Genomic DNA, 20,360 nt, shown 5'->3' with positions numbered 1-20,360 from the left:
AAATTCCCACAGTTTGTGGGCGGTGCCATGGGAGGGTAGGGTGCGCCGTGCGCACCGCCGGGGTATCTGGTGCGCACGGGGCCCCCTACGAGGACAGGGATTCCATCAGAGTCTTCAGGAAGCGCGCCAGTTCGCCGCCGGTGACGGCGCGGTGATCGGCGCTGACGGACAACGGCAGCAGGGGGCGCACCGCGGGTTTGCCGTCCACCGCGATCACGCCGTCGTAGGTGCGCCCGGCGCCGACGATAGCGACGGTGGGCGGCATCACCACCGGCGTCGCGTAGCGGCCGGCCAGGGCGCCGAAGTTGGACAACAGGATGGTGGCACCCTGCAGGTCCTCGCGGGCGATGCCGGTATCGCGGGCCTGTCGCTTGTAGTCCTCGATCTGCCGGAGCAGCGCTCGATCGGATTGCTCGCCAACATCGCGGAGTACCGGCACGAACAGGCCGCGCGGCGAATCCACTGCCAGGCCGATATGGACCGATTGCGATGGAGCCAGCCGCTCGTCTTGGTAGAGCGCATTCAGGTTCGGCTCCGCCGCGCAGGCCGCCTGCACCGCGCGGATCAGCCGCAGGGTCGCGGAGGCCTCGCCCCACCAGGCGGAGATACCCACCTCGTCGCAGAGGGTCATGGGCGCCACCGTGTCCCGTGCATTGCCCATGACCAGTGCCATGGCGCGGCGGGCCGGGGTCATCTCCGCCACCGGCTTTTTCGCTTTTCCCGGCTCTTTGACCGACGTTTCCGATGACTTCGGCGATTTTTCCGATGCCTCAGCCAGATCCCGTACCTCGGCGGCGGTAAAGCGTTCGCCGTCGGGCCGGCGATTCTCCAGGTCGACGCCCAGGCGCCGGGCCAGGGCGCGTACGGAGGGGGTGGCCAGCCGGCGCGGTACCGATGTGGGCGCCGCTTCCCGGCCCAGCACTTCAGTACTGCGCTGGATCTGACCCACCACGGTGCCGGAATCGCCGCCTCCGCTATCGGCTTCCGATTCACCGGACTCCCGATCCCGGGCGGCCACCGCCGTTCCCTTGGCAGGCTTTTCATCGGCAAAGGCGACCAGCGGCTGGCCCACCTCGACGGTGTCGCCCTCGGCGGCGTAGAGTTTTTCGATGGTGCCGGCGCGCGGGGAGGGCACCTCCACCAGCGCCTTGGCAGTCTCCACGGTGACCAGGCTCTCGTCGGCGGCGATGCTGTCTCCCTCGGCCACATGCCACTCGCGGATCACCGCGTCCGGCAGGCCCTCGCCCAGGTCCGGCAATTCGAACCGCTTCACCGGCCACCTCCGTGCGAGTAGTCCAGCACCGCGCGGGCGCCGGCGACAATCCGCTCCACATCCGGCAGGTAGTAGTTTTCCAGTTGGTAGTAGGGCATCACCGTGTCGTAGCCGGTGACCCGCTGTACCGGCGCCCGCAGCAGGTCGAAGGCGTAATCGTTGATCTGAGCGACAATCTCGGCGCCGAGGCCGCCGGTGCGCGCTGCCTCGTGCACCACCAGGCAACGGCCGGTTTTTTCCACAGAGTCGATAATGCTGTGGATATCCAGCGGTTTCAGCGTGGCGGGGTCGATAACCTCCGACCCTACACCGTCTTCCGCCAGCTGTTCGGCGGCGGCCAGGGTCTCCTTCAGCGACGCGCCCCAACTGATCAGGGTGATATCGCCGCCCTCGCGCAGGCGGAAGCAACGATCCAGCGGCAGCGCCTCGCCATCGTCCGGCACCTCCTGCCTGGCGGCGCGGTAGATGCGCTTGGGCTCCAGGAAGACCACCGGGTCCGGATCGCGGATGGCGGCCAACAGCAGGCCATAGGCGCGGGCCGGGGAGGAGGGCACCACCACGCGCAGGCCGGGAATGTGCGCGAACAGCGCCTCGGTGCTCTCGGAGTGGTGTTCCGGCGCACGGATACCACCGCCATAGGGGGCGCGGTAGACAATCGGGCAGCACAGGCGCCCGCGGCTGCGGTTGCGCAGTCGCGCGGCGTGGCTGAGGATCTGGTCCAGGCCCGGGTAGATAAAGCCCATAAACTGGAATTCCGCCACCGGCTTCAGGCCCTGCGCGGCCATGCCCACGGCGATGCCGGCGATCATGGTCTCCGCCAGCGGTGTATCCCGCACGCGATCGGCGCCGAATCGTTCCTGCAAGCCGTCGGTGGCGCGGAAAACGCCGCCGTTGGCGCCCACATCCTGGCCGAGCACCAGCACCCGCTCGTCCGCATCCAGCTCGTGGGCCAGCGCCTGGGTGACGGCTTCCACCAGTGTGATTTCCGCCATCAGCGATCCCCCCCGCGTTCCGCCAGTTCGTCGTGCTGCTCGTAGAGGGCTTCCGGCAATTCGGCGTAGAGGTGCTCGAACATCGCCGCGGGCCTGTCTTTGGAGCGACTGCTGTAGGCCTTTACCTCCCGCTCGAGGATCTCCGCCAGTTCGCGCTGCAGTTCGGTTTCCGCATCCTCATTCCAGTGGCCCGCGGATTCCAGGTAGTGTGCCAACCGCGCCAGGGGCTCGCGCTTCTGCGCCCGCTCCAGTTCTCCGGCCGGGCGGTAGCGGCCGGCGTCGTCGGCGGTGGTGTGGTCGCAGAGGCGGTAGCTTAGCGCCTCGATGAGGGTCGGCCCCTCGCCGCGGCGGGCACGCTCGACGGCGTCGGCCACCGCCGCGCGCACGGCGATGACATCGTTGCCGTCCACCTGCAGGCCGGGAATACCGGCGGCCACGGCCTTCTGGGCGATGGTCTGGGAAGCGGTCTGGTCGCTGCGGGCCACGGAGATGGCCCACTGGTTGTTGTTGATCACGAACACTGCCGGCAACTGCCAGACTCCCGCCAGATTCAGCGCTTCGTAAAAATCGCCGCGGGAAGTGGCGCCGTCGCCGGCGCTGGCAACGGCCACCCGTTGCGGTTCGTCGAAATGTTCGTTTTTGTATTTCAACGCGACGCCAACACCGGCGGCGTGAAGCAACTGGGTGGCGATGGGCACACAGAGTGGCAGGTCTTCGGGAGCGTGCTGGAAACACTGGCCGCGCTCGTCGCCACCCCAGATGGCGAGAATTTCCTCAATGTCGACACCGCGCTCCAGCAGCGCACCGGTTTCCCGGTAGTAGGGGCAATAGATATCCGCGCTGTCCATGGCCGAACCGGTGCCCACGCCAATGGCCTCCTGGCCCAGTGTGGACGGGTAGGTGCCCAGGCGACCGGTGCGCTGCAGCTTTACCGCACGATCGTCCACCAACCGCGCCAGCGCCATCTGCCGATAGAGCGCCTGCAGCGTGTCCGGCGTGGCGAAATCGGGCAGTTCCTGGGAAGCGCGGCCCTGTTCGTCGAGATACTGCAGGTGAGCAATATCGAACGACGCGACCAGGTGCATTCTGGGTTTGTGCATCGGATGTTTCCTTGTGGCCCCGATGAGGAAGTGTAATGGACGGGCAGCGGGAGGCTGTTTTGGTGGGGTGGGTTATGCCGCCGGATTTTTCGTCGTTTCCAGGCCCGGTCTGGTAGCCAACTCAGGGGCGACCCAGCTACCGGGAGCACCTTGTGGGGCACGCCGTTAATCCATCCCTAGAGGCTTGGCAGCGAGGTCCCTCTCGCTGACAGTCCCACAAGGTGCTTCCGGTATCAGGGCCTTTGCATCGGCTTTAGTATTCTTTTCGAACTATCCGCATAGTCGGATAACGATGTAGGTTGGACTGAGCTCCGCGGTTCCTCGACGGTCTCAGAATTTTTTCGTCGGACGCTGCCAGCCGCTGATATTGCGCTGCCTGCCGCGGGCCACGGCCAGTTCGTCAGTGCTCACTTCGCGGGTGATGGTGGAACCGGCGCCGACAGTTGCACCGGGGCCGACCTTCACCGGGGCGACGAGGGCGGTATTGGAGCCGATAAAGGCGCCGTCGCCGATCTCGGTGGTGAACTTGTTGACGCCGTCGTAGTTACAGGTGATGGTGCCGGCGCCGATATTGACGCCCTCGCCGACGATGGCATCGCCGACGTAAGACAGGTGGTTGACCTTGCTGCCGCGGCCGATCTGCGCCTTCTTGGTCTCGACGAAGTTGCCCACCTTGGCGCCGTCCGCCAGTTGCGTACCCGGGCGCAGGCGCGCGAAGGGGCCCACGGTGCAGGCCTGGCCCACCTCGGCATCCTCGATAATGCTGTTGGCCTCCACTGTAGTGCCATCCGCCAGGCGGCAGTTTTTCAGCAGGCAATTGGGGCCGACCTGTACGCCGTTGCCCAATACCACCTCGCCCTCGAATACGCAGTTGATGTCTATGGAGACATCGGTGCCGCACTCGAGGCCGCCGCGAATATCGAGGCGCGCCGGATCCAGCAGGGTCACGCCCGCATTCATCAGCGCCAGCGCACGGCCGTGCTGCAGGGCCCGCTCCAGCTGGGCCTGCTGGGCGCGGCTGTTGACGCCGGCCACCTCCAGCGGATCGCTGGCGCGCACCCCGGTGACGGGGATATTTTCGTTCACCGAACGCGCGACCACGTCGGTCAGGTAGTACTCGCCCTGGGCGTTGTCGTTGGACAGCTCCGGCAGCCACTGGGACAGCAGATCGGCGGGCGCGGCGAGTATGCCAGTGTTTACTTCGCGGATTGCCAGGGTGTCCGCGTCGGCGTCCTTCTCCTCGCAGATCGCCTGTACTCGGCCGGCGTCGTCGCGCACGATACGGCCGTAACCGGCCGGGTTGGCCATCTCCACCGACAGCAGGGCGGGGCCTTTGTCGGAGGCGGACAGCAAGGACTGCAGCGTGCCGGTTTTCACCAGCGGCACATCGCCGTAGAGCACCAGTACCGTGGAGCCGCGGCGGAAGTTAGGGATCGCCTGGGCGACCGCGTGCCCGGTGCCCAGCTGCTCCGCCTGCTCGACAAATTTCACGCCGCTGTCGGCAAACTGCTCGCGCACCAGATCGGCGCCGTGGCCGATCACCACGGTGATCTCCACCTCGCCCAGCTGTTTGGCGGACGCGATCACCCGCCCCAGCATGGGCACTCCCCCGATCGGGTGCAGCACCTTGGGCAGGTCGGAGCGCATGCGGGTGCCTTTGCCCGCGGCGAGAATGACAACATCGATACTCATGGAAACTCTTTTTCGCGGTGTTTATTCAGGAATGGCTGCGAATTGTGGCGACTTCGCGACAGGACCACAAGTTGGCGGCAGGTAAACCATCTTGCCAAACGTTAGAATCATCCAACCTCACCGGGAGTAAGACACTGTGGAAACAAAGGGACTCTGGCTATCGATTATCGGCTGCCTGGCAATGGCGGCATTGGGTTTCGGCTTTGCCCACTGGACCGGCTCCGACGCCATCTTTCTCGATGGCGTCTTTTCCCTGGTCAACTTCGCCATGTCGCTGGTGATGTTGAGTGTATCGCGCCTGATCCGCCGCGGCGCCGACCGGCGCTTTCCGTTCGGCTACGCCAGTTTCGAGCCGGCCTTCAATGTGCTGCAGAGCATGGTGATTCTGGGCGTGATGCTGATGGCACTGTCCTCAGCCATCGCCGCGCTCTACCAGGGCGGCCGCTCACTGGAGGCGGGGATTGCCACGGTTTACGCGGCCGTTGCCAGTCTCGGCTGCCTGGCGGTGCACCTGGTGTTGCGCCGCATCGCGCGGGCCACCGGTTCATCGCTGATAGAGGTGGACGCCTTCGCCTGGCTGATGGACGCCATCCTGAGCGGTGTGGTGCTGTGCGCCTTTGCCTTCGTGTGGCAGTTCGGCGAGCTGCTGGGTGGCCAGCTGCCCTATGTGGATGCCTGGATGGTGATCGGCATGGTGGCGGTGATGTTGCCCGTGCCGGTGCGGATCCTGTACCGCAACCTGATGGAAGTGCTGCTGGCGTCACCGTCGTCCAAGATACAGCGGCAGATCCGCAGCGCCTTCGCCGGGGCCATGCAGAATATCCCCGGGCGCCGCTGGTCCCTGAGCATGACCAAGACCGGCCGCTCCCTGTACCTGCACGCGCGCATCCTGGTGGACGACGCCTACCGGGGGGCGCCGGTGGAGCAGGCGGATGAATGGCGCGAAATCCTCACCAATCGCATGGGCGAATTCGTGCACGAGCAGGAGTTCGACGTGGTCTTCACCACCGATCCGGACTATTTGTGAGTTTCCGCATTTCAGTTCCATTTACCGCATCAAGCGGACAATCGGCGCAACCGGATTGCCGCCTCGCGCCAAAGCGGTTAGTTTGAGGCGCGCAATTCGATCAATTGCACAACTTATCCACAACTTATAACAACTCGCACGAACGCCGGCCCACAAGGCGCGGCGCAGGGGAAATCTCCGATGATCGACAACAAACAGACCGGCCTCTGCCGCCGGCTGCTGGGGCTGTCCGCGCTGGCTCTGGCCATGCCGCTGAGCGCGCTGGCGGCACCCGCAGCGGAAACGGGGCAGAAGAGCGGCGACACTCAAAAGGCGGAATCCTGGAAGGTGAACCAGCCGCCGTACGAATTCAAACCCATCCGCCTCGACACCAACGAGACCACCTGGAGCAACCTGGATATCAGCCCCGACGGCGAGACAATCGTCTTCGATACGCTCGGCGATATCTACACGGTGCCGGTCTCCGGCGGCGAGGCGATACCGCTGACCAACGAGATCGCCTGGAACATGGAGCCGCGCTTCAGTCCCGACGGCGACTCCATCGTCTTCGTCAGCGACCGCGACGGCGCCGACAATATCTGGGTCATGGACCGCAATGGCGAAAACCTGCGCCAACTCACCGAGGAGAAGGAAAACCTGGTGCACTCGCCCGCCTGGAGCCCGGACGGCCGCACCCTGGTGGCGCGCAAAGGCTTCATGTCCGGCCGCAGTATCCCCGCCGGCGAAATCTGGATGTATCACTTCGGCGGCGGCACGGGGCGCCAGCTGAAAGAGCGCCTCGGGGGCGATATCGCGCAGAAGAATATCGCCGACCCGACCTTCTCCCCGGACGGCCGCTATATCTACTATTCCATCGACACCACACCGGGCACCGTGTGGGAGTACAACAAGAATTCCACCCAACAGATCTTTGCCATCAACCGCTACGACTTGCGGGACGGAAAAGAGGAGACCTTTGTCTCCGGCCCCGGCGGCGCCATCGCGCCGGTACCGTCGCCGGACGGCGAGCGACTGGCGTTCGTGCGCCGCCAGGACGACAAGACGGTGCTGTTCCTGAAGAACCTGAACACCGGCCTGGAGACGCCCATCTACACGGAACTGGAGCGGGACCTGCAGGAAACCTTCGGTTCCCACGGCAACTATGTGCAGTACGACTGGATGCCGGACAGCGAATCGCTGATTGTCTGGTCAAACGGTAAATTCCAGCATATCGACGCTGATGACGGCGATATCGAGGAGATCACCGCACACATCAGCGTCGACAAGAAGGTCGCCGACGCCGTGCGCTTCCCGGTGGACGTGGCCCCGGAAACCTTCGACGTGAAGATGATCCGCTGGGCACAGAAATCCCCGGACGGCGAACAGGTCGCCTTCCAGGCCCTGGGCAAGATCTACATCCAGGATGCGGACAGCGGCGAGCGCCGCCGGCTGACCCGCCAGGACGACCACTTCGAGTTCTACCCCAGCTGGTCCCGCGACGGCCGCCAGATCACCTACGTGACCTGGGACGACGAGGAACTGGGCCATGTGCGCGCGGTCTCCGCCCGCAGCGGCCGCGGCGAGAATATCACCCGCGAGCCGGGCCTGTACGTGGAGCCGTCCTTCTCCCCCAGCGGCGACACCGTGGCCTTCCGCCGCTTTACCGGCGGCTACCTGATGAGCCCGGAGTACTCGCTGGAACCGGGTATCTACCTAGCGGATGCGGACGGCGACTGGCAGCGCCGGCTGGTGAAATCCGGCTACGAGCCGCACTTCGGCGCCACCGACGACCGCATCTATTTCTCCGATCACGGCGACAACAAGCGACTGCTGAAGAGCGTGGATGTGCACGGCAAGGACGAGCGCGAACACCTGCACGGCGAGGAGATCACCTCCTATCGCCTGTCGCCGGACGGCAACTGGGTCGCCTTCACCCAGGACTTCAAGGCCTATGTGGCACCGTTCATGCACACCGGCAAGGCGGAGCCCATCGGCCCGGACTCGAAGGCCGTGGCGGTGACGCAGGTATCGGCGCGCGCCGGCGAGAACCTGCACTGGTCCGCCGACAGCGAGACCCTGGGCTGGGCCCACGGGCCGAAACTCTACGAGCGCAAACTGGCGGAAGCCTTCGACTTTGTCGCCGGTGCGCCGGAGCAACTGCCGCAGCCGGTGGCCGAGGGCCGCGACCTGAGCTTCAGCCAGCCGTTCGCAAATCACGACAAACTGATCGCGCTGACCGGCGGCAGGGTGGTCACCATGCGCGACGCGGAAAACACCCGCGAAGTGATCGAAAACGGCACCGTGCTGTTCCGCGGCAACCGCATCCTCGCCGTGGGCGCAGCCGGCGATGTGGAAATCCCGATGGGCGCCAAACGCATTGACGTCAGCGGCAAGACGGTGCTGCCGGGCCTGATCGATGCCCACGCCCACGGCGCCCAGGGCCGCGAGGAGATTGTCCCGCAGCAGAACTGGAACCTCTTCTCCAGCCTGGCGTTCGGCGTCACCACCATTCACGACCCGTCCAACGACAGCAGCGAGATCTTCTCCGCCGCGGAAATGCAGAAGGCCGGCATCATTACCGGGCCGCGCATCTTCTCCACCGGCACCATCCTCTACGGCGCCAAGGGGCCGGGCTATCGCGCCAAGATCAACTCGCTGGAGGACGCCGACTTCCACATCGGCCGACTGCAGGAGATGGGCGCCATCTCGGTGAAAAGCTACAACCAGCCGCGCCGCAACCAGCGCCAACAGGTGCTGCAGGCGGCCCGCGAGCGGGGCATGATGGTGGTGCCCGAGGGCGGCGGCAAATACCAGCACAATATGACCATGATCGTCGACGGCCACACCGGCCTGGAGCACTCGCTGCCGATCGCCAATATCTATTCCGATGTGAAGCAGCTCTGGGGCCAGACGCAGGTCGGCTACACGCCCACCTTCGTGGTCGCCTACGGCGGTCTCTGGGGTGAGGAGTACTGGTACGACCGCACCGAGGTGTGGAAAAACGAGCGCCTGACGACCTTCACGCCGGACTTTATCGTCGCACCGCGCTCCATCCGACGGCCGACGGCGCCGGACGCCCACTACAACCACTTCGACGTGGCCGAGCACGCCAAACAGCTGCGCGAGCGCGGCGTGACCGTGCACATCGGCGCCCACGGCCAGCGCGAGGGACTCGGCGCCCACTGGGAACTGTGGATGATGGAGCAGGGCGGTTTCACCCCCTGGGAGGCCTTCCGCGCCGGCACCATCGACGGCGCCCGCTACCTGGGCATGGACGGGGATATCGGCAGTATCGAGCCGGGCAAGCTGGCGGACCTGATCGTCGTCGACGGCAATCCGCTGGAAAACCTGCGCCGGTCGGAAAATATCACCTATACGGTGATCAACGGCCGTGTCTTCGAAGCGGAAAGCATGAACGAGCTGGATGCCGACGAGCGGCTGGCGTTCTTCCACGAGCGCCTGCCGATCAGCGCCATGCCGGCGCCGACCGCCGAGGCCATCCAGGAGAAGCAGGAGCGCCACCACTGGGTGCACTGACGCCGCACTGGCAAACGGCGAAACAGAAGGCCAGCGGGCTCCGCCCGCTGGCCTTTTTTATCGGCGATTGGCGATATAGCCGTATTTCAGCAGCCCCACAAACACCGAGCCGCCGACAGCATTCCCGACCGTGGCGAGAGAGAGAAAACGCAGCACATCCATCGGCCCGACGCCGTTGTCAGTGCCGAACCAGGCACTGAAAATCGCCACCGCACCGGCAATACAGTGCGCCAGGCCACCGAGGCCGATGACGAAGGTGATCACGGTAATCACAACGATACGGCCGATGGTGTCGGTGGAAGAAGTCACCACCCAGCCCAGCAGTCCCATCAGCCAGCCGGCAAAAATTGCGCCAAGCAACAGGCCCGCATTGCTGTCGGCGGTCATCTTGTCGCTGTAGTAATCGAAGGCCGCCCCATCGATATGTTGGCTCAGGGCGACGAAACGGACGAAGATCAGGCTGAACACCAGCGCGCCCAGAATATTGCCGCAGTAGATCACCGACCAGATACGGCCCAGGTCCCCCCACCTCTGCTTCCGGTCCAGTACCGGCAGAATCGCCAGGGTGGTGTGCTCAGTAAACAGGTCGGCGCGGCCGATAATCACCATCACGAAACCGATCGGGTAGCTGAGCGAGATGATGAAGTGCAGCAGGTCGTCTCCCACCAGATTGTGGAAGTGGGTATAGAGCGACGCCATCAGGAAAAAGCTGAAGCCGATCTCCAGCCCGGCGGCGATGGACGACAGCAGCAGCGAGCGGTTGTCGCGCTCGTACTCGTGCAGGCTGGCATCCATCTGCTCCTGCAGGATTTCCCGGTCGCGCTTGGGTCGGTCGGACTCGCTGGACATCGATCTCTCCGTGCCGCCGGCGGCGGGATGGGCGCCGGTCGAGTAGGCCGTGCGCAAAGTTCTGTAACAGTTCGCTGCGCCAAAACGCCCAACACTGCGTTGAGAAAGCTCGAAATAGAACCTCCAGCGCTTTCTCGCCTTGATCTGAACGTTTTGGCTGGGCTCCTTTGTCACACAACTTTACGCACGGCCCACTAGGGAAAGATTAGTAGGAACTCAAGTTTCGGAGTTAGGAAGGCTTTTCGATGCCACAAGCCGGGGCGGGAGCGCCTTTCTGGGACTGTCTGCGAGAGGGACCTCGCGGACAAGCCTACAGGGACGTATACACGGCGTGTCCCAGAAAGGTGCTCCCCGCCCCGGCCGCCGAAACTAAACCCCGAAATTTGAGGTAGGGATAGCCGGGCGCCTCCCGGATCAGCCGCCGCGGATCATATCCTCGATCCAGGTCCGCACCCGCCGGGCCTCCACTTCACCGGCGTCGACCGCCTCCGCCGCACGGGAGAACTCCAGCCCGCCGATGTCGCCCACCTTGGGCATGATCAGCACATCGGGCGGCGAGCCCATCATGCGTGTGCGCTTGTGGCGCCGCTCGAGAATATCCATCGCCTGCGACATGGTGTCGAACATGCCCGGGGCGGCGAGCCGGCTTCGATTGCGAAAATGGCGGAACTGGGACAACTGCTCCTTTCCCTGTTCCAGCCAGCGACCGAAACCGATCGCCGCGCCGTCGTCGCCCACAGCCTCTGGCACCGGGTCGGTATCGCCCGCCGACTCCTCATTCTCACCGCTACTTTCACTGACGACTGTCTTGACCTGGCCCTGCTGCTGGTCGGACAGGGGTGCGCCGTCCTCGGTGACATCCACAGCGATGACCCGGGTGGCGCCCATGGCGCGGCACACATCCACCGGCACCGGATTGACCACGGCGCCGTCCACAAGCCAGCGCCCGGATAGGGATTTGGCAGACAGCAGACCGGGAATGGAACAGGAGGCACTGACCGCGTCCTGCAGGTTGCCCTCCTGCAGCCAGATTTCCTGGCCGGTATGCAGGTCCGTGGCCACAGCGGTCAGAGGCAGCGGTAGGTCCTCGATATTGCGGTATTCGAAGCTTTCAAAGAAGGCGCGGAAGGGTTTCTTGCCACCCAGTACACCGCCGCTCAGCGTCCAGTTGATATCCAGCAGGGAAAACACCTTCCAGTTGTCCAGCAGCCGCACCCAGTCCTCCAGCCGGTCCAGGTCGCCCGCGGAATAAGCGGCGCCCACAAAAGCGCCCATGGAGGTACCCGCAATCACCTGCGGGCGCACTCCCATCTGCTCCAGGACCCTCAGCACACCGATATGCGCAAACCCCTTGGCGGCACCACTGCCCAGGGCGAGGCCGATACACGGGGAGCGGGCGGGCGCGGTGTTGGCGTTTCTGTGTGACACCATGGCAAATACCTGGGATTAGGGGAGAGGAGCGGGAATTCCGCGCTGTTCAATCGGCATCGGGCTTCCCGGCGCGGCCATTCTTCCCTCGCTGAAGAAGCGCTTCCACCCGCGCGCGCACTTCGGCCGAGTGGGACCAGGCCAGCAGCCGCTGGAGGAAATCCCGGGCGCGTTCCCGCCGGCCGATTTTCGCCAGGTAGAAACCGATGGCGCCGTTCAGGGCAACATGGTTGGGTTCCACCCGATAGGCGCTCATCATGGTCCGCACCGCTTCCTGCTCCTTCCCCCGGTGTTGATAGGCCATCCACAGGTAGCGATAGCCGGGAAGGTGGTGCGGGTCCTGTTCCACCGCCAGCTTTGCGTATTTCACCGCCCCCCGGTAGGCCCGCTTATCCCACTCGCCGGACGCCAGTTGCGCCCGCAGACGATCCAGGTACAGGCGGGACAGCTTGGTCGCGGTGAGATGGCTGATGCGGCCCCAGCCCTCGATATCCTCCAGCAGCTTGTCGCCGTACTCGAAATCCTTCCGCTGGCTCTTCAATACCGCGATGGCAGCGCGGTTTTCCTGCCAGCCCGGCGCGTGGCGCTCCGATTCCTGCAGGTATTCCAGGGCCAGCCCCTCCCGGCCGAGATCCCGCGCCTTTTGCGCCAGCAGGTAGAGGCGCTCGTTGTCGCCCAGCGGTCGGCGCGATAGGGCGTATTCGTAGGGGGGCACATCGAAATGGAAACCGTAAATGTCATCGCGCATATAGCGCCGCATTTCCCGGCGCATTTCCGCCATGGACCTGCCGAAGTGCTCTTCGAACACCGCCTCCGGATCGGCACCATCGGCAACCGCATTCAGGTAGCGGTTGCTGGCGGCCTTGTAGTCGGGGTTGCCGGCGTGCATGCCCAACTGCACATAGTGGGTAAACAGCCAGGCAGTGGCGTAGTAGTTGTTCCAGTAACGCTTACTGTTGCGCCCGTAATCCGGCTTCAGCAGTTCGCGCAGGCCCAGCGGGCGGCTTTCCGCTCCCACCCAGGCGCCCAGCCGCCACGAGGGCACACCGCCGATCACCACCGTGTCCTCGCGCAGTTCCGCGCTGGCCAGCAGTTCGGCAAATCCCTCGGAGTACCACTTGGGGTAGGCGATGCCGCTGCGCTCGCGCATCAGGTGGTGCACATACTCGTGAAACATCAGCCCGGAATCGGAGATACCGGCGGTGCCCCGGTGGGAGAAGATGATGGGGCCGTCCCAGGTCTCGCGGTAGAAGCCGGCGATATTGTCCCTGTCGGCGAAGCGGCGGAATTCCCGCGCACTGTCGAAATGGTAAACCCGGAGCTTGCGATTTTCCGGCCGGTCCTCCAGGCCCGTGAACGCCAGTGCCGCCCGGCGGAAACGCTCCAGGTTCCGCATCATCGCCTCGACCCGCTCTTCCGGAACGTCCGAATAGACGGTGAAGTGGTCGGATTTGTACTCGTACCAGTCCCCGGCGGCGGCCTGCGGGGAGCCGGCGACCGCAGCGAGCAGCAGTGCGAGAAAGGAAAGAGTGTTGCGCATACGGCGACCCGACTTTGTCCAACTCCGCTCAGGATACAATGTTGAGCGCGATTTCGGGACAGGATTGTCCCCGCTCCGAGCACGATCGCCCGTCGTGGAAACTACACTCAATCACAACAGGACAGAAGACGAGGGCGGAAATGAAGATTCACCGGAAAACCTGGGGGCTGCTGGTCACTGCGGTGCTGTCGGTCCCCGGTATCTGTGCCGAAACCACTTCGGGGGCCGGAGACCCGGATCCGGCGGATAGCGCCATCGGCGAGGTCGATTTCCCCATATCCTGTTCCGACGATGTCCGCGCAGATTTCAACCATGCCCTCGCGCTGCTGCACCATATGATGTATGGGCAAGCCACCGACACCTTTACCGAAATCACCCGCGAGGACCCGGACTGCGCCATGGCGTACTGGGGCCTGGCCATGGCCTCGTTTCACCCGCTGTGGGCACCGCCGCCTCCGGAGGCGGTCGCAACGGGAACAGAGGCGATCGCAAAGGCGGAATCCCTGAATCCGCCGACCGAACGGGAACGCGCCTATATAGATGCCGCGGCGGCATTTTTTCGCGACTGGAGCCAGGACAGACATGGAGAAAAACTGCGCGCCTGGAGCGAGGCCCAGAAGCGGGTGTTTGACGACAACCCGCAAGACAACGACGCCGGAGCGCTCTACGCCCTGTCGCTGGTCGCCACGGCCCCCGCGGATGACAAAGAGTACCACCACCAGCGACGGGCCGGCAGCCTACTGCAGAAATTGCGCAAGCGCGCACCGCAGCACCCGGCCGTGTACCACTACCTGATCCACAGCTACGACAACCCGGCGCTGGCAGAAGACGCCCTGCAGGTGGCGCGGGACTACGACAAGATTGCTCCCGAGGTGCCACATGCGCTGCATATGCCCAGCCATATCTTCGTGCGGCTGGGCATATGGCCGGACACCATCGACTGGAATATCCGCTCGGCGGCGGCGGCAAAGCGCCAACCGGCCGGGGATGCCACCTCACTGCACTACTACCACGCGCTCGACTACCTGATGTACGCCTACCTGCAGCAGGGCAGGGATGAAAAGGCGCAGCAAGTGCTGGAGAAAGTCACGGCGGCGGAAAATCCCCAGGACAAATTCGCATCGGCCTACGGCATCGCCGCGTCGCGGGCGCGCTTCCCGCTGGAGACGCGCGACTGGCAGGGCGCGGCCGACCTGCGGGAGCGCAGCCACCCGGAATTTCCGTGGCATAAGTACCCGTGGGTCGAATCGCTGATCCAGTTCACCCGCGGTATCGGCGCCGCGCGCGCAGGCGACCCCGAGGGCGCCGAAGCCGCGGCCAGGAAGATGGACGAACTACACCAGCGTACGCTGGAGGCGGGCGAGGAATACTGGGCCACTCGGGTAGACGCCCAACGGCTGGCCGTGCGCGCCTGGAGTGTCTACGCGACTGGACAGAAAGGCCTTGCGCTGAAGCAGATGCGCAGGGCCGCCAAGGTGGAGGATTCCGTGGACAAACATCCGGTGACACCGGGAGCGCCGTTGCCGGCGCGCGAGCTTTTCGGCGATATGCTGCTTGCGAACGATCAGCCGGCCCAGGCACTGCACGCCTACGAGGAGAGCCTCGCGGTCTCGCCTAAACGCCTGAACAGCCTCTACGGCGCGGCCCGCGCCGCGGAGCAGGCCGGACAGGGAGACAAGGCGCGGGAGTACTATCGCGAACTGGTGCGGATGGGCGGTGATAAAGGCGGAGAGAGAGAGGCGTTACAGCGGGCCCGGAAGTACTTGGAGGGGAATTAGCTCCGACAGCGCCAGGGGGGCACAAAAAAAGCAGCCGAAGCTGCTTTCTTGTGCCCTGCTTGCGGAGCTGGAACTCCGCGCTCCCGGGATTACTTGCCGGCCGCCTTGCGGATGGCCTGCAGGGTGCGCAGGCGCGCTTCGGCTTCGGCCAGTTGCGCGGATACGCGGGCGTAGTCGATTTCCGACGGCGCCTTGTGCAGCGCGTGGGTCGCTTCCTCGCGGGCCTTCTTCGCGGACTCCTCGTCGATCTCGCGCTCGGCGATGTCGGCGAGGATGGTGATGCCGTTCGGCTGCACTTCAACGTAGCCGCCGCTCAGGAACAACACCTCCTCTTCACCACCCTGCTTGATGATGCGCGCCGGGCCCGGCCTCAGTGCGGTAAGCAGCTGCGCGTGACCATAGGTGATACCCAGCTCCCCCTCGACACCGGTGACAATCACCATCTCCACCAGTCCGGAGAAGAGGGATTCCTCGGCGCTTACGATGTCGCAATGTACAGTCATAGCCATAAGGCTACCTCATTCTCTACAGTTTGCCGGAAGAATTCCCGCCGCGGTGCCTTTCGGGGCGCGGCGGGGAATTCAGCGCTTCTCTTTTCCGGTTTTACTTGGCCTTGTTGGCTTTCTCGACCGCGCCGTCGATGGTGCCGACCATGTAGAACGCCTGTTCCGGCAGGTCGTCGTAGTCGCCGTTGAGGATACCCTGGAAGCCGCGGATGGTTTCCTTCAGGGACACGTATTTGCCCGGCGCGCCGGTAAAGACTTCCGCCACGTGGAAGGGTTGGGACAGGAAGCGCTCGATCTTCCGGGCACGGGCCACGGTCAGTTTGTCTTCCTCGGACAGTTCGTCCATACCCAGGATGGCGATGATGTCCTTCAGCTCCTTGTAGCGCTGCAGTACCGACTGTACGCCACGGGCCACTTCGTAGTGCTCCTGGCCGATTACCAGCGGGTCCAGCTGGCGCGAGGTGGAATCCAGCGGATCCACGGCCGGGTAGATGCCCTTGGAGGCGATATCGCGGCTCAGGGTCACGGTGGAGTCCAGGTGGGCGAAGGTGGTGGCCGGGGACGGGTCGGTGAGGTCGTCCGCCGGTACGTAGACCGCCTGGATGGAGGTAATGGAGCCGGTCTTGGTGGAGGTAATACGCTCCTGCAGAACGCCCATTTCTTCCGCCAGGGTGGGCTGGTAGCCCACCGCAGACGGCATGCGGCCGAGCAGGGCGGATACTTCGGTACCGGCCAGGGTGTAGCGGTAGATGTTGTCGATGAACAGCAGTACGTCGCGGCCTTCGTCGCGGAATTTCTCCGCCATGGTGAGGCCGGTCAGGGCCACGCGCAAGCGGTTGCCGGGCGGCTCGTTCATCTGGCCGTAGACCATCGCCACCTTGGATTTGCTGAAGTCCTCGACGTTGACAACGTCGGCTTCCTGCATCTCGTAGTAGAAGTCGTTCCCTTCCCGGGTGCGCTCGCCCACACCGGCGAATACGGACAGGCCGCTGTGCTCAGTGGCGATGTTGTTGATCAGCTCCATCATGTTGACGGTCTTGCCTACGCCGGCGCCGCCGAACAGGCCGACCTTGCCGCCCTTGGCAAACGGGCAGACCAGATCGATCACCTTGATACCGGTCTCCAGCAGTTCGGCGGAGCTGGACTGCTCTTCGTAGCTGGGCGGCGCGCGGTGGATGGAGGCGCGCTCCACGTCGGCGCCCTCGCCCCCGATGGGGCCGAGCTCGTCGATGGGGTCGCCCAACACATTCATGATGCGGCCCAGGGTTTCGGTACCCACAGGTACGGAAATCCGCGCGCCGGTGTTGCTCACCGCCAGGCCGCGGGAGATCCCCTCGGAGGAGCCCATGGCGATGGCGCGCACCACGCCGTCACCCAGTTGCTGCTGCACTTCCAGGGTGAGGTTCTTTTCCTCGACCACGAGTGCGTCGTATACATTCGGTACGGAATCGCGCGGAAATTCCACGTCGATGACCGCCCCGATCACTTGCACAATTTGTCCGTTACTCATTTCCGGATCCTCGATTTTAAAAATCTTTCTTCGGCCGCGTATTTGCCCTTAAAAAGGGAACTACACCGCGGCGGCGCCGCCCACAATCTCAGACAGCTCCTGGGTAATGGCTGCCTGGCGCGCCTTGTTGTAGAGGAGCTGCAGGTCGTCGATCATTTCACCGGCGTTGTCGGTGGCGCTCTTCATCGCGATCATGCGCGCGGCCTGTTCGCAGGCCTTGTTCTCGACCACCGCCTGGTACACCTGGGATTCGATGTAGCGGGCCAGGAGCCCGTTCAGCAACTCTACCGGCTCGGGCTCGTAGAGGTAGTCCCAGCTGTGCTGTCCCTCTTCCTGCTCGGCTCTCGGCAGCGGCAGCAGCTGGTCCACGCGGGGCTTCTGCGACATGGTATTGATGAATTCATTGGAGACCAGAAAGAGACGGTCTATATCGCCTTCGGCGTAGCGATCCATCATGACCTTGACCGAGCCGACCAGCTTGTTGGCCTCGGGCTGGTCACCGACGTCGCGCAGAGCTGCCACGACCTTGCCACCGATGGTTTTGAAGAAGCTGGCCGCCTTGTTGCCGACGGTACAGATTTCGACGTCGGCACCCTTCTCCGACCAGGCCTGCATATCGCGGATGGCCGACTTGAACATATTCACGTTCAGGCCGCCGCAGAGCCCCCGGTCGGTGGATACCACAATAAAGCCGACCCGCTTGGCTTCGCGCTCCTGCAGGTAGACATGCTGGTACTCGGCCGAGGCGTTGGCGACATGGCCGATCACCGCGCGTATGCGCTGGGCGTAGGGACGCCCCAGTGCCATGCGATCCTGAGCCTTGCGCATCTTGCTCGCCGCGACCATTTCCATGGCCGAGGTGATTTTCTGCGTGCTCTTGATGCTGGCAATTTTTGTGCGTACTTCTTTTCCGCCTGCCATAGTGATTTACCTTTTCTTGCCCTCTCGCCCGGCCCCGCTCCCGCTTGCGGAAGAGGGGAGGAAGAGTGCCCCTTCACATGCGGAGGGGCAGGGAGAGTGATTACCAGCTACCGGTGGCGACGAACTTCTCGATCGCGGCCTTGAAAGCGCCGTCGATTTCCTCGTCGTATTTGCCGGTGCTATTCACTTTCTCCATCAGCTCTGCGTGCTCGCTGTTCATGTAGGCGAGCAGGGCGGATTCGAAGTCCAGCACCTTGTCGACGGGCACGTCGTTCAGGTACCCCTTGTCGGCGGCGTAGACGGCAACAGACATCTCGGCGATGGACATCGGCGAGTACTGCTTCTGTTTCATCAGCTCGGTGACGCGCTCGCCGTGGTCCAGCTGGGCCTTGGTGGCTTCATCCAGGTCGGAGGCGAACTGGGAGAAGGCCGCCAGTTCGCGGTACTGGGCCAGCGCGGTACGGATGCCGCCGGACAGCTTCTTGACCACCTTGGTCTGCGCGGAGCCGCCCACGCGGGATACGGAGATACCCGGGTTGATGGCGGGGCGCACACCGGCGTTGAACAGGTCGCTCTCCAGGAAGATCTGGCCGTCGGTAATGGAGATCACGTTGGTCGGCACGAACGCGGAAACGTCGCCGGCCTGGGTCTCGATGATCGGCAGTGCAGTCAGGGAACCGGTCTTGCCTTTCACTTCGCCGTCGGTGAACTTCTCCACGTAGTCGGCGTTGACGCGCGCGGCGCGCTCCAGCAGGCGGGAGTGCAGGTAGAAGACGTCACCCGGGTAGGCTTCGCGGCCCGGCGGGCGCTTGAGCAGCAGGGAGATCTGGCGGTAGGCCCAGGCCTGCTTGGTGAGATCGTCGTAGATGATCAGGGCATCTTCGCCGCGGTCGCGGAAGTACTCGCCCATGGTGCAGCCCACGTAGGCCGACAGGTACTGCATGGCGGCCGGGTCGGCGGCGCCGGCGGCGACCACGATGGTGTGGTCCATGGCGCCGTGCTCTTCCAGCTTGCGCACCACGTTGGCGATGGACGACTGCTTCTGGCCAATCGCGACGTAGACACACTTAATGCCGGAGTCTTTCTGGTTGATGATGGTGTCGATGGCCACCGCGGTCTTGCCGATCTGGCGGTCGCCGATGATCAGCTCGCGCTGGCCGCGACCGATGGGGATCATGGTGTCGATCGCCTTCAGGCCGGTCTGCACCGGCTGGTCCACACCTTCGCGGGCGATGACGCCGGGGGCGACTTTTTCCACCGCGTCGGTCTTCTCGGTGTTCAGCGGACCCTTGCCGTCGATGGGGTTGCCCAGGGCGTCCACCACGCGGCCCAGCAGTTCCGGCCCCACCGGGGTCTCCAGAATGCGGCCGGTGCAGCGGCACTTCTGGCCTTCCGCCAGGGTCTTGTAATCGCCCAGTACCACGGCGCCGACGGAGTCGCGCTCCAGGTTCAGGGCCATGCCGTAGATGCCGTCATCGAACTCGATCATCTCGCCGAACATCACATCGGCCAGGCCGTGGATGCGGATGATGCCGTCCGATACGGAAACGATGGTGCCCTCGTTCCGGGCTTCAGTGCTCACATCGAGATTGTCGATGCGGCTCTTGATGATTTCACTGATCTCAGAGGGATTCAGTTGCTGCATGCTCAGTTCCTCGCATTTTCCGGCAACGGCCGGAAAATTAAATTAGGAGTTTGTTGCCTCGGCGAGTTTGGCCAGCCGGCCGCGCACCGTGCCATCGATGACCGTATCTCCTGCACGGATTACGGCACCGCCCAGCAGACTCTCGTCCACCGAGTTGTGCAGGTGTACTTCGCGCTCGAACTTTTTCGCCAGCGCCTCTGTCAGTTTCTGCGACTGGGCGTCGCTAAGGGCGCGCGCGGATACGACTTCCACTTCCAGGGTGGCTTCCGCCTGGGCTTTCAGCGCATCGAACAGTTCGGAAATCTCCGGCAGCAGGGCCAGGCGGTGATTTTCCGCCAGCAGCCGGATGAAATTCGCACCGGAATCGCTGAGGTCGTCTGCACAGATCGACAGGAATTTATCTGTGCGCTGGTCACTGGTGAGCTGTGGATCATCCAGCAGCTCACGCACTTTTTCGCTCTGGCTGACCGCCGCCGCCGTGGCGAGCAGCGCCCCCCAACCCTTGAGGTCGGAGGCCTGCTGCGCATAGCTGAATGCCGCTTTGGCGTAGGGCCGGGCCAGGGTGCTGAGTTCCGCCATGGGG

General features: G+C 64.2%; 15 protein-coding genes. 3 read left to right on the top strand and 12 right to left on the bottom strand.

Annotated features, from left to right (window positions below; all coding sequences use genetic code 11):
- Positions 1-85 precede the first annotated feature (85 nt).
- The 4 genes from OQE62_RS02360 to glmU all read right to left on the bottom strand — a co-directional run bounded on the left by OQE62_RS02360 (position 86) and on the right by glmU (position 5,057).
- Positions 86-1,273 (bottom strand): dihydrolipoamide acetyltransferase family protein, encoded by a 1,188-nt coding sequence (locus OQE62_RS02360; RefSeq protein ID WP_265720386.1) that lies wholly within the window; start codon positions 1,271-1,273, stop codon positions 86-88.
- A complete protein-coding gene (locus tag OQE62_RS02355; protein ID WP_265720385.1) occupies positions 1,270-2,265 on the bottom strand; it encodes an alpha-ketoacid dehydrogenase subunit beta in 996 nt (331 codons plus the stop codon). The genes OQE62_RS02360 and OQE62_RS02355 overlap by 4 nt, the downstream gene beginning before the upstream one ends.
- Positions 2,265-3,365 (bottom strand): pyruvate dehydrogenase (acetyl-transferring) E1 component subunit alpha, encoded by a 1,101-nt coding sequence (gene pdhA, locus OQE62_RS02350; RefSeq protein WP_265720384.1) that lies wholly within the window; start codon positions 3,363-3,365, stop codon positions 2,265-2,267. The genes OQE62_RS02355 and pdhA overlap by 1 nt, the downstream gene beginning before the upstream one ends.
- A gap of 330 nt (positions 3,366-3,695) precedes the next feature.
- On the bottom strand, positions 3,696-5,057 hold the full coding sequence (gene glmU / locus OQE62_RS02345) for a bifunctional UDP-N-acetylglucosamine diphosphorylase/glucosamine-1-phosphate N-acetyltransferase GlmU (RefSeq protein ID WP_265720383.1): 1,362 nt from the start codon (positions 5,055-5,057) through the stop codon (positions 3,696-3,698).
- Positions 5,058-5,193: 136 nt separating this feature from the next.
- Here glmU and OQE62_RS02340 point away from each other — a divergent pair, with 136 nt between their 5' ends.
- Complete coding sequence (locus tag OQE62_RS02340) at positions 5,194-6,084, top strand: cation diffusion facilitator family transporter (RefSeq protein ID WP_265720382.1); 891 nt, start codon at positions 5,194-5,196, stop codon at positions 6,082-6,084.
- Between the two features lie 180 nt (positions 6,085-6,264).
- Positions 6,265-9,600 (top strand): amidohydrolase family protein, encoded by a 3,336-nt coding sequence (locus OQE62_RS02335; RefSeq protein WP_265720381.1) that lies wholly within the window; start codon positions 6,265-6,267, stop codon positions 9,598-9,600.
- Positions 9,601-9,657: 57 nt separating this feature from the next.
- On the opposite strand, the gene OQE62_RS02330 is transcribed toward OQE62_RS02335, so the two are convergent.
- The 3 genes from OQE62_RS02330 to OQE62_RS02320 form a co-directional block, all read right to left on the bottom strand.
- Positions 9,658-10,449, bottom strand: coding sequence for a formate/nitrite transporter family protein (locus OQE62_RS02330; RefSeq protein WP_265720380.1), 792 nt, complete (start codon positions 10,447-10,449; stop codon positions 9,658-9,660).
- A gap of 414 nt (positions 10,450-10,863) precedes the next feature.
- Positions 10,864-11,880 (bottom strand): patatin-like phospholipase family protein, encoded by a 1,017-nt coding sequence (locus OQE62_RS02325; RefSeq protein ID WP_265720379.1) that lies wholly within the window; start codon positions 11,878-11,880, stop codon positions 10,864-10,866.
- 46 nt (positions 11,881-11,926) lie between these two features.
- Positions 11,927-13,417 (bottom strand): tetratricopeptide repeat protein, encoded by a 1,491-nt coding sequence (locus OQE62_RS02320; RefSeq protein ID WP_265720378.1) that lies wholly within the window; start codon positions 13,415-13,417, stop codon positions 11,927-11,929.
- 140 nt (positions 13,418-13,557) lie between these two features.
- Between OQE62_RS02320 and OQE62_RS02315 the strand changes: the two genes are divergently transcribed.
- On the top strand, positions 13,558-15,195 hold the full coding sequence (locus tag OQE62_RS02315; protein ID WP_265720377.1) for a tetratricopeptide repeat protein: 1,638 nt from the start codon (positions 13,558-13,560) through the stop codon (positions 15,193-15,195).
- Between the two features lie 89 nt (positions 15,196-15,284).
- Here OQE62_RS02315 and OQE62_RS02310 read toward each other — a convergent pair whose 3' ends face one another.
- The 5 genes from OQE62_RS02310 to OQE62_RS02290 all read right to left on the bottom strand — a co-directional run bounded on the left by OQE62_RS02310 (position 15,285) and on the right by OQE62_RS02290 (position 20,356).
- Entirely contained in the window at positions 15,285-15,704 is a 420-nt protein-coding gene (locus OQE62_RS02310) for a F0F1 ATP synthase subunit epsilon (protein ID WP_265720376.1), read from the bottom strand.
- Positions 15,705-15,798: 94 nt separating this feature from the next.
- Positions 15,799-17,211 carry a F0F1 ATP synthase subunit beta gene (gene atpD, locus OQE62_RS02305; protein WP_265720375.1) on the bottom strand — a complete coding sequence of 471 codons (1,413 nt, stop codon included), beginning with the start codon at positions 17,209-17,211 and terminating at the stop codon, positions 15,799-15,801.
- A gap of 60 nt (positions 17,212-17,271) precedes the next feature.
- The gene (gene atpG, locus OQE62_RS02300; protein ID WP_265720374.1) at positions 17,272-18,132 is read right to left on the bottom strand and encodes a F0F1 ATP synthase subunit gamma; all 861 of its coding nucleotides are present in this window, start codon (positions 18,130-18,132) and stop codon (positions 17,272-17,274) included.
- A 100-nt stretch (positions 18,133-18,232) separates the two neighbouring features.
- A complete protein-coding gene (gene atpA / locus OQE62_RS02295) occupies positions 18,233-19,777 on the bottom strand; it encodes a F0F1 ATP synthase subunit alpha (protein ID WP_265720373.1) in 1,545 nt (514 codons plus the stop codon).
- 42 nt (positions 19,778-19,819) lie between these two features.
- Complete coding sequence (locus OQE62_RS02290) at positions 19,820-20,356, bottom strand: F0F1 ATP synthase subunit delta (RefSeq protein ID WP_265720372.1); 537 nt, start codon at positions 20,354-20,356, stop codon at positions 19,820-19,822.
- Positions 20,357-20,360: the final 4 nt, after the last annotated feature.

This window comes from Microbulbifer halophilus, from assembly GCF_026183675.1.
GTDB lineage: Bacteria > Pseudomonadota > Gammaproteobacteria > Pseudomonadales > Cellvibrionaceae > Microbulbifer > Microbulbifer halophilus.
This window is presented reverse-complemented; position numbering and strand designations above follow the sequence as displayed.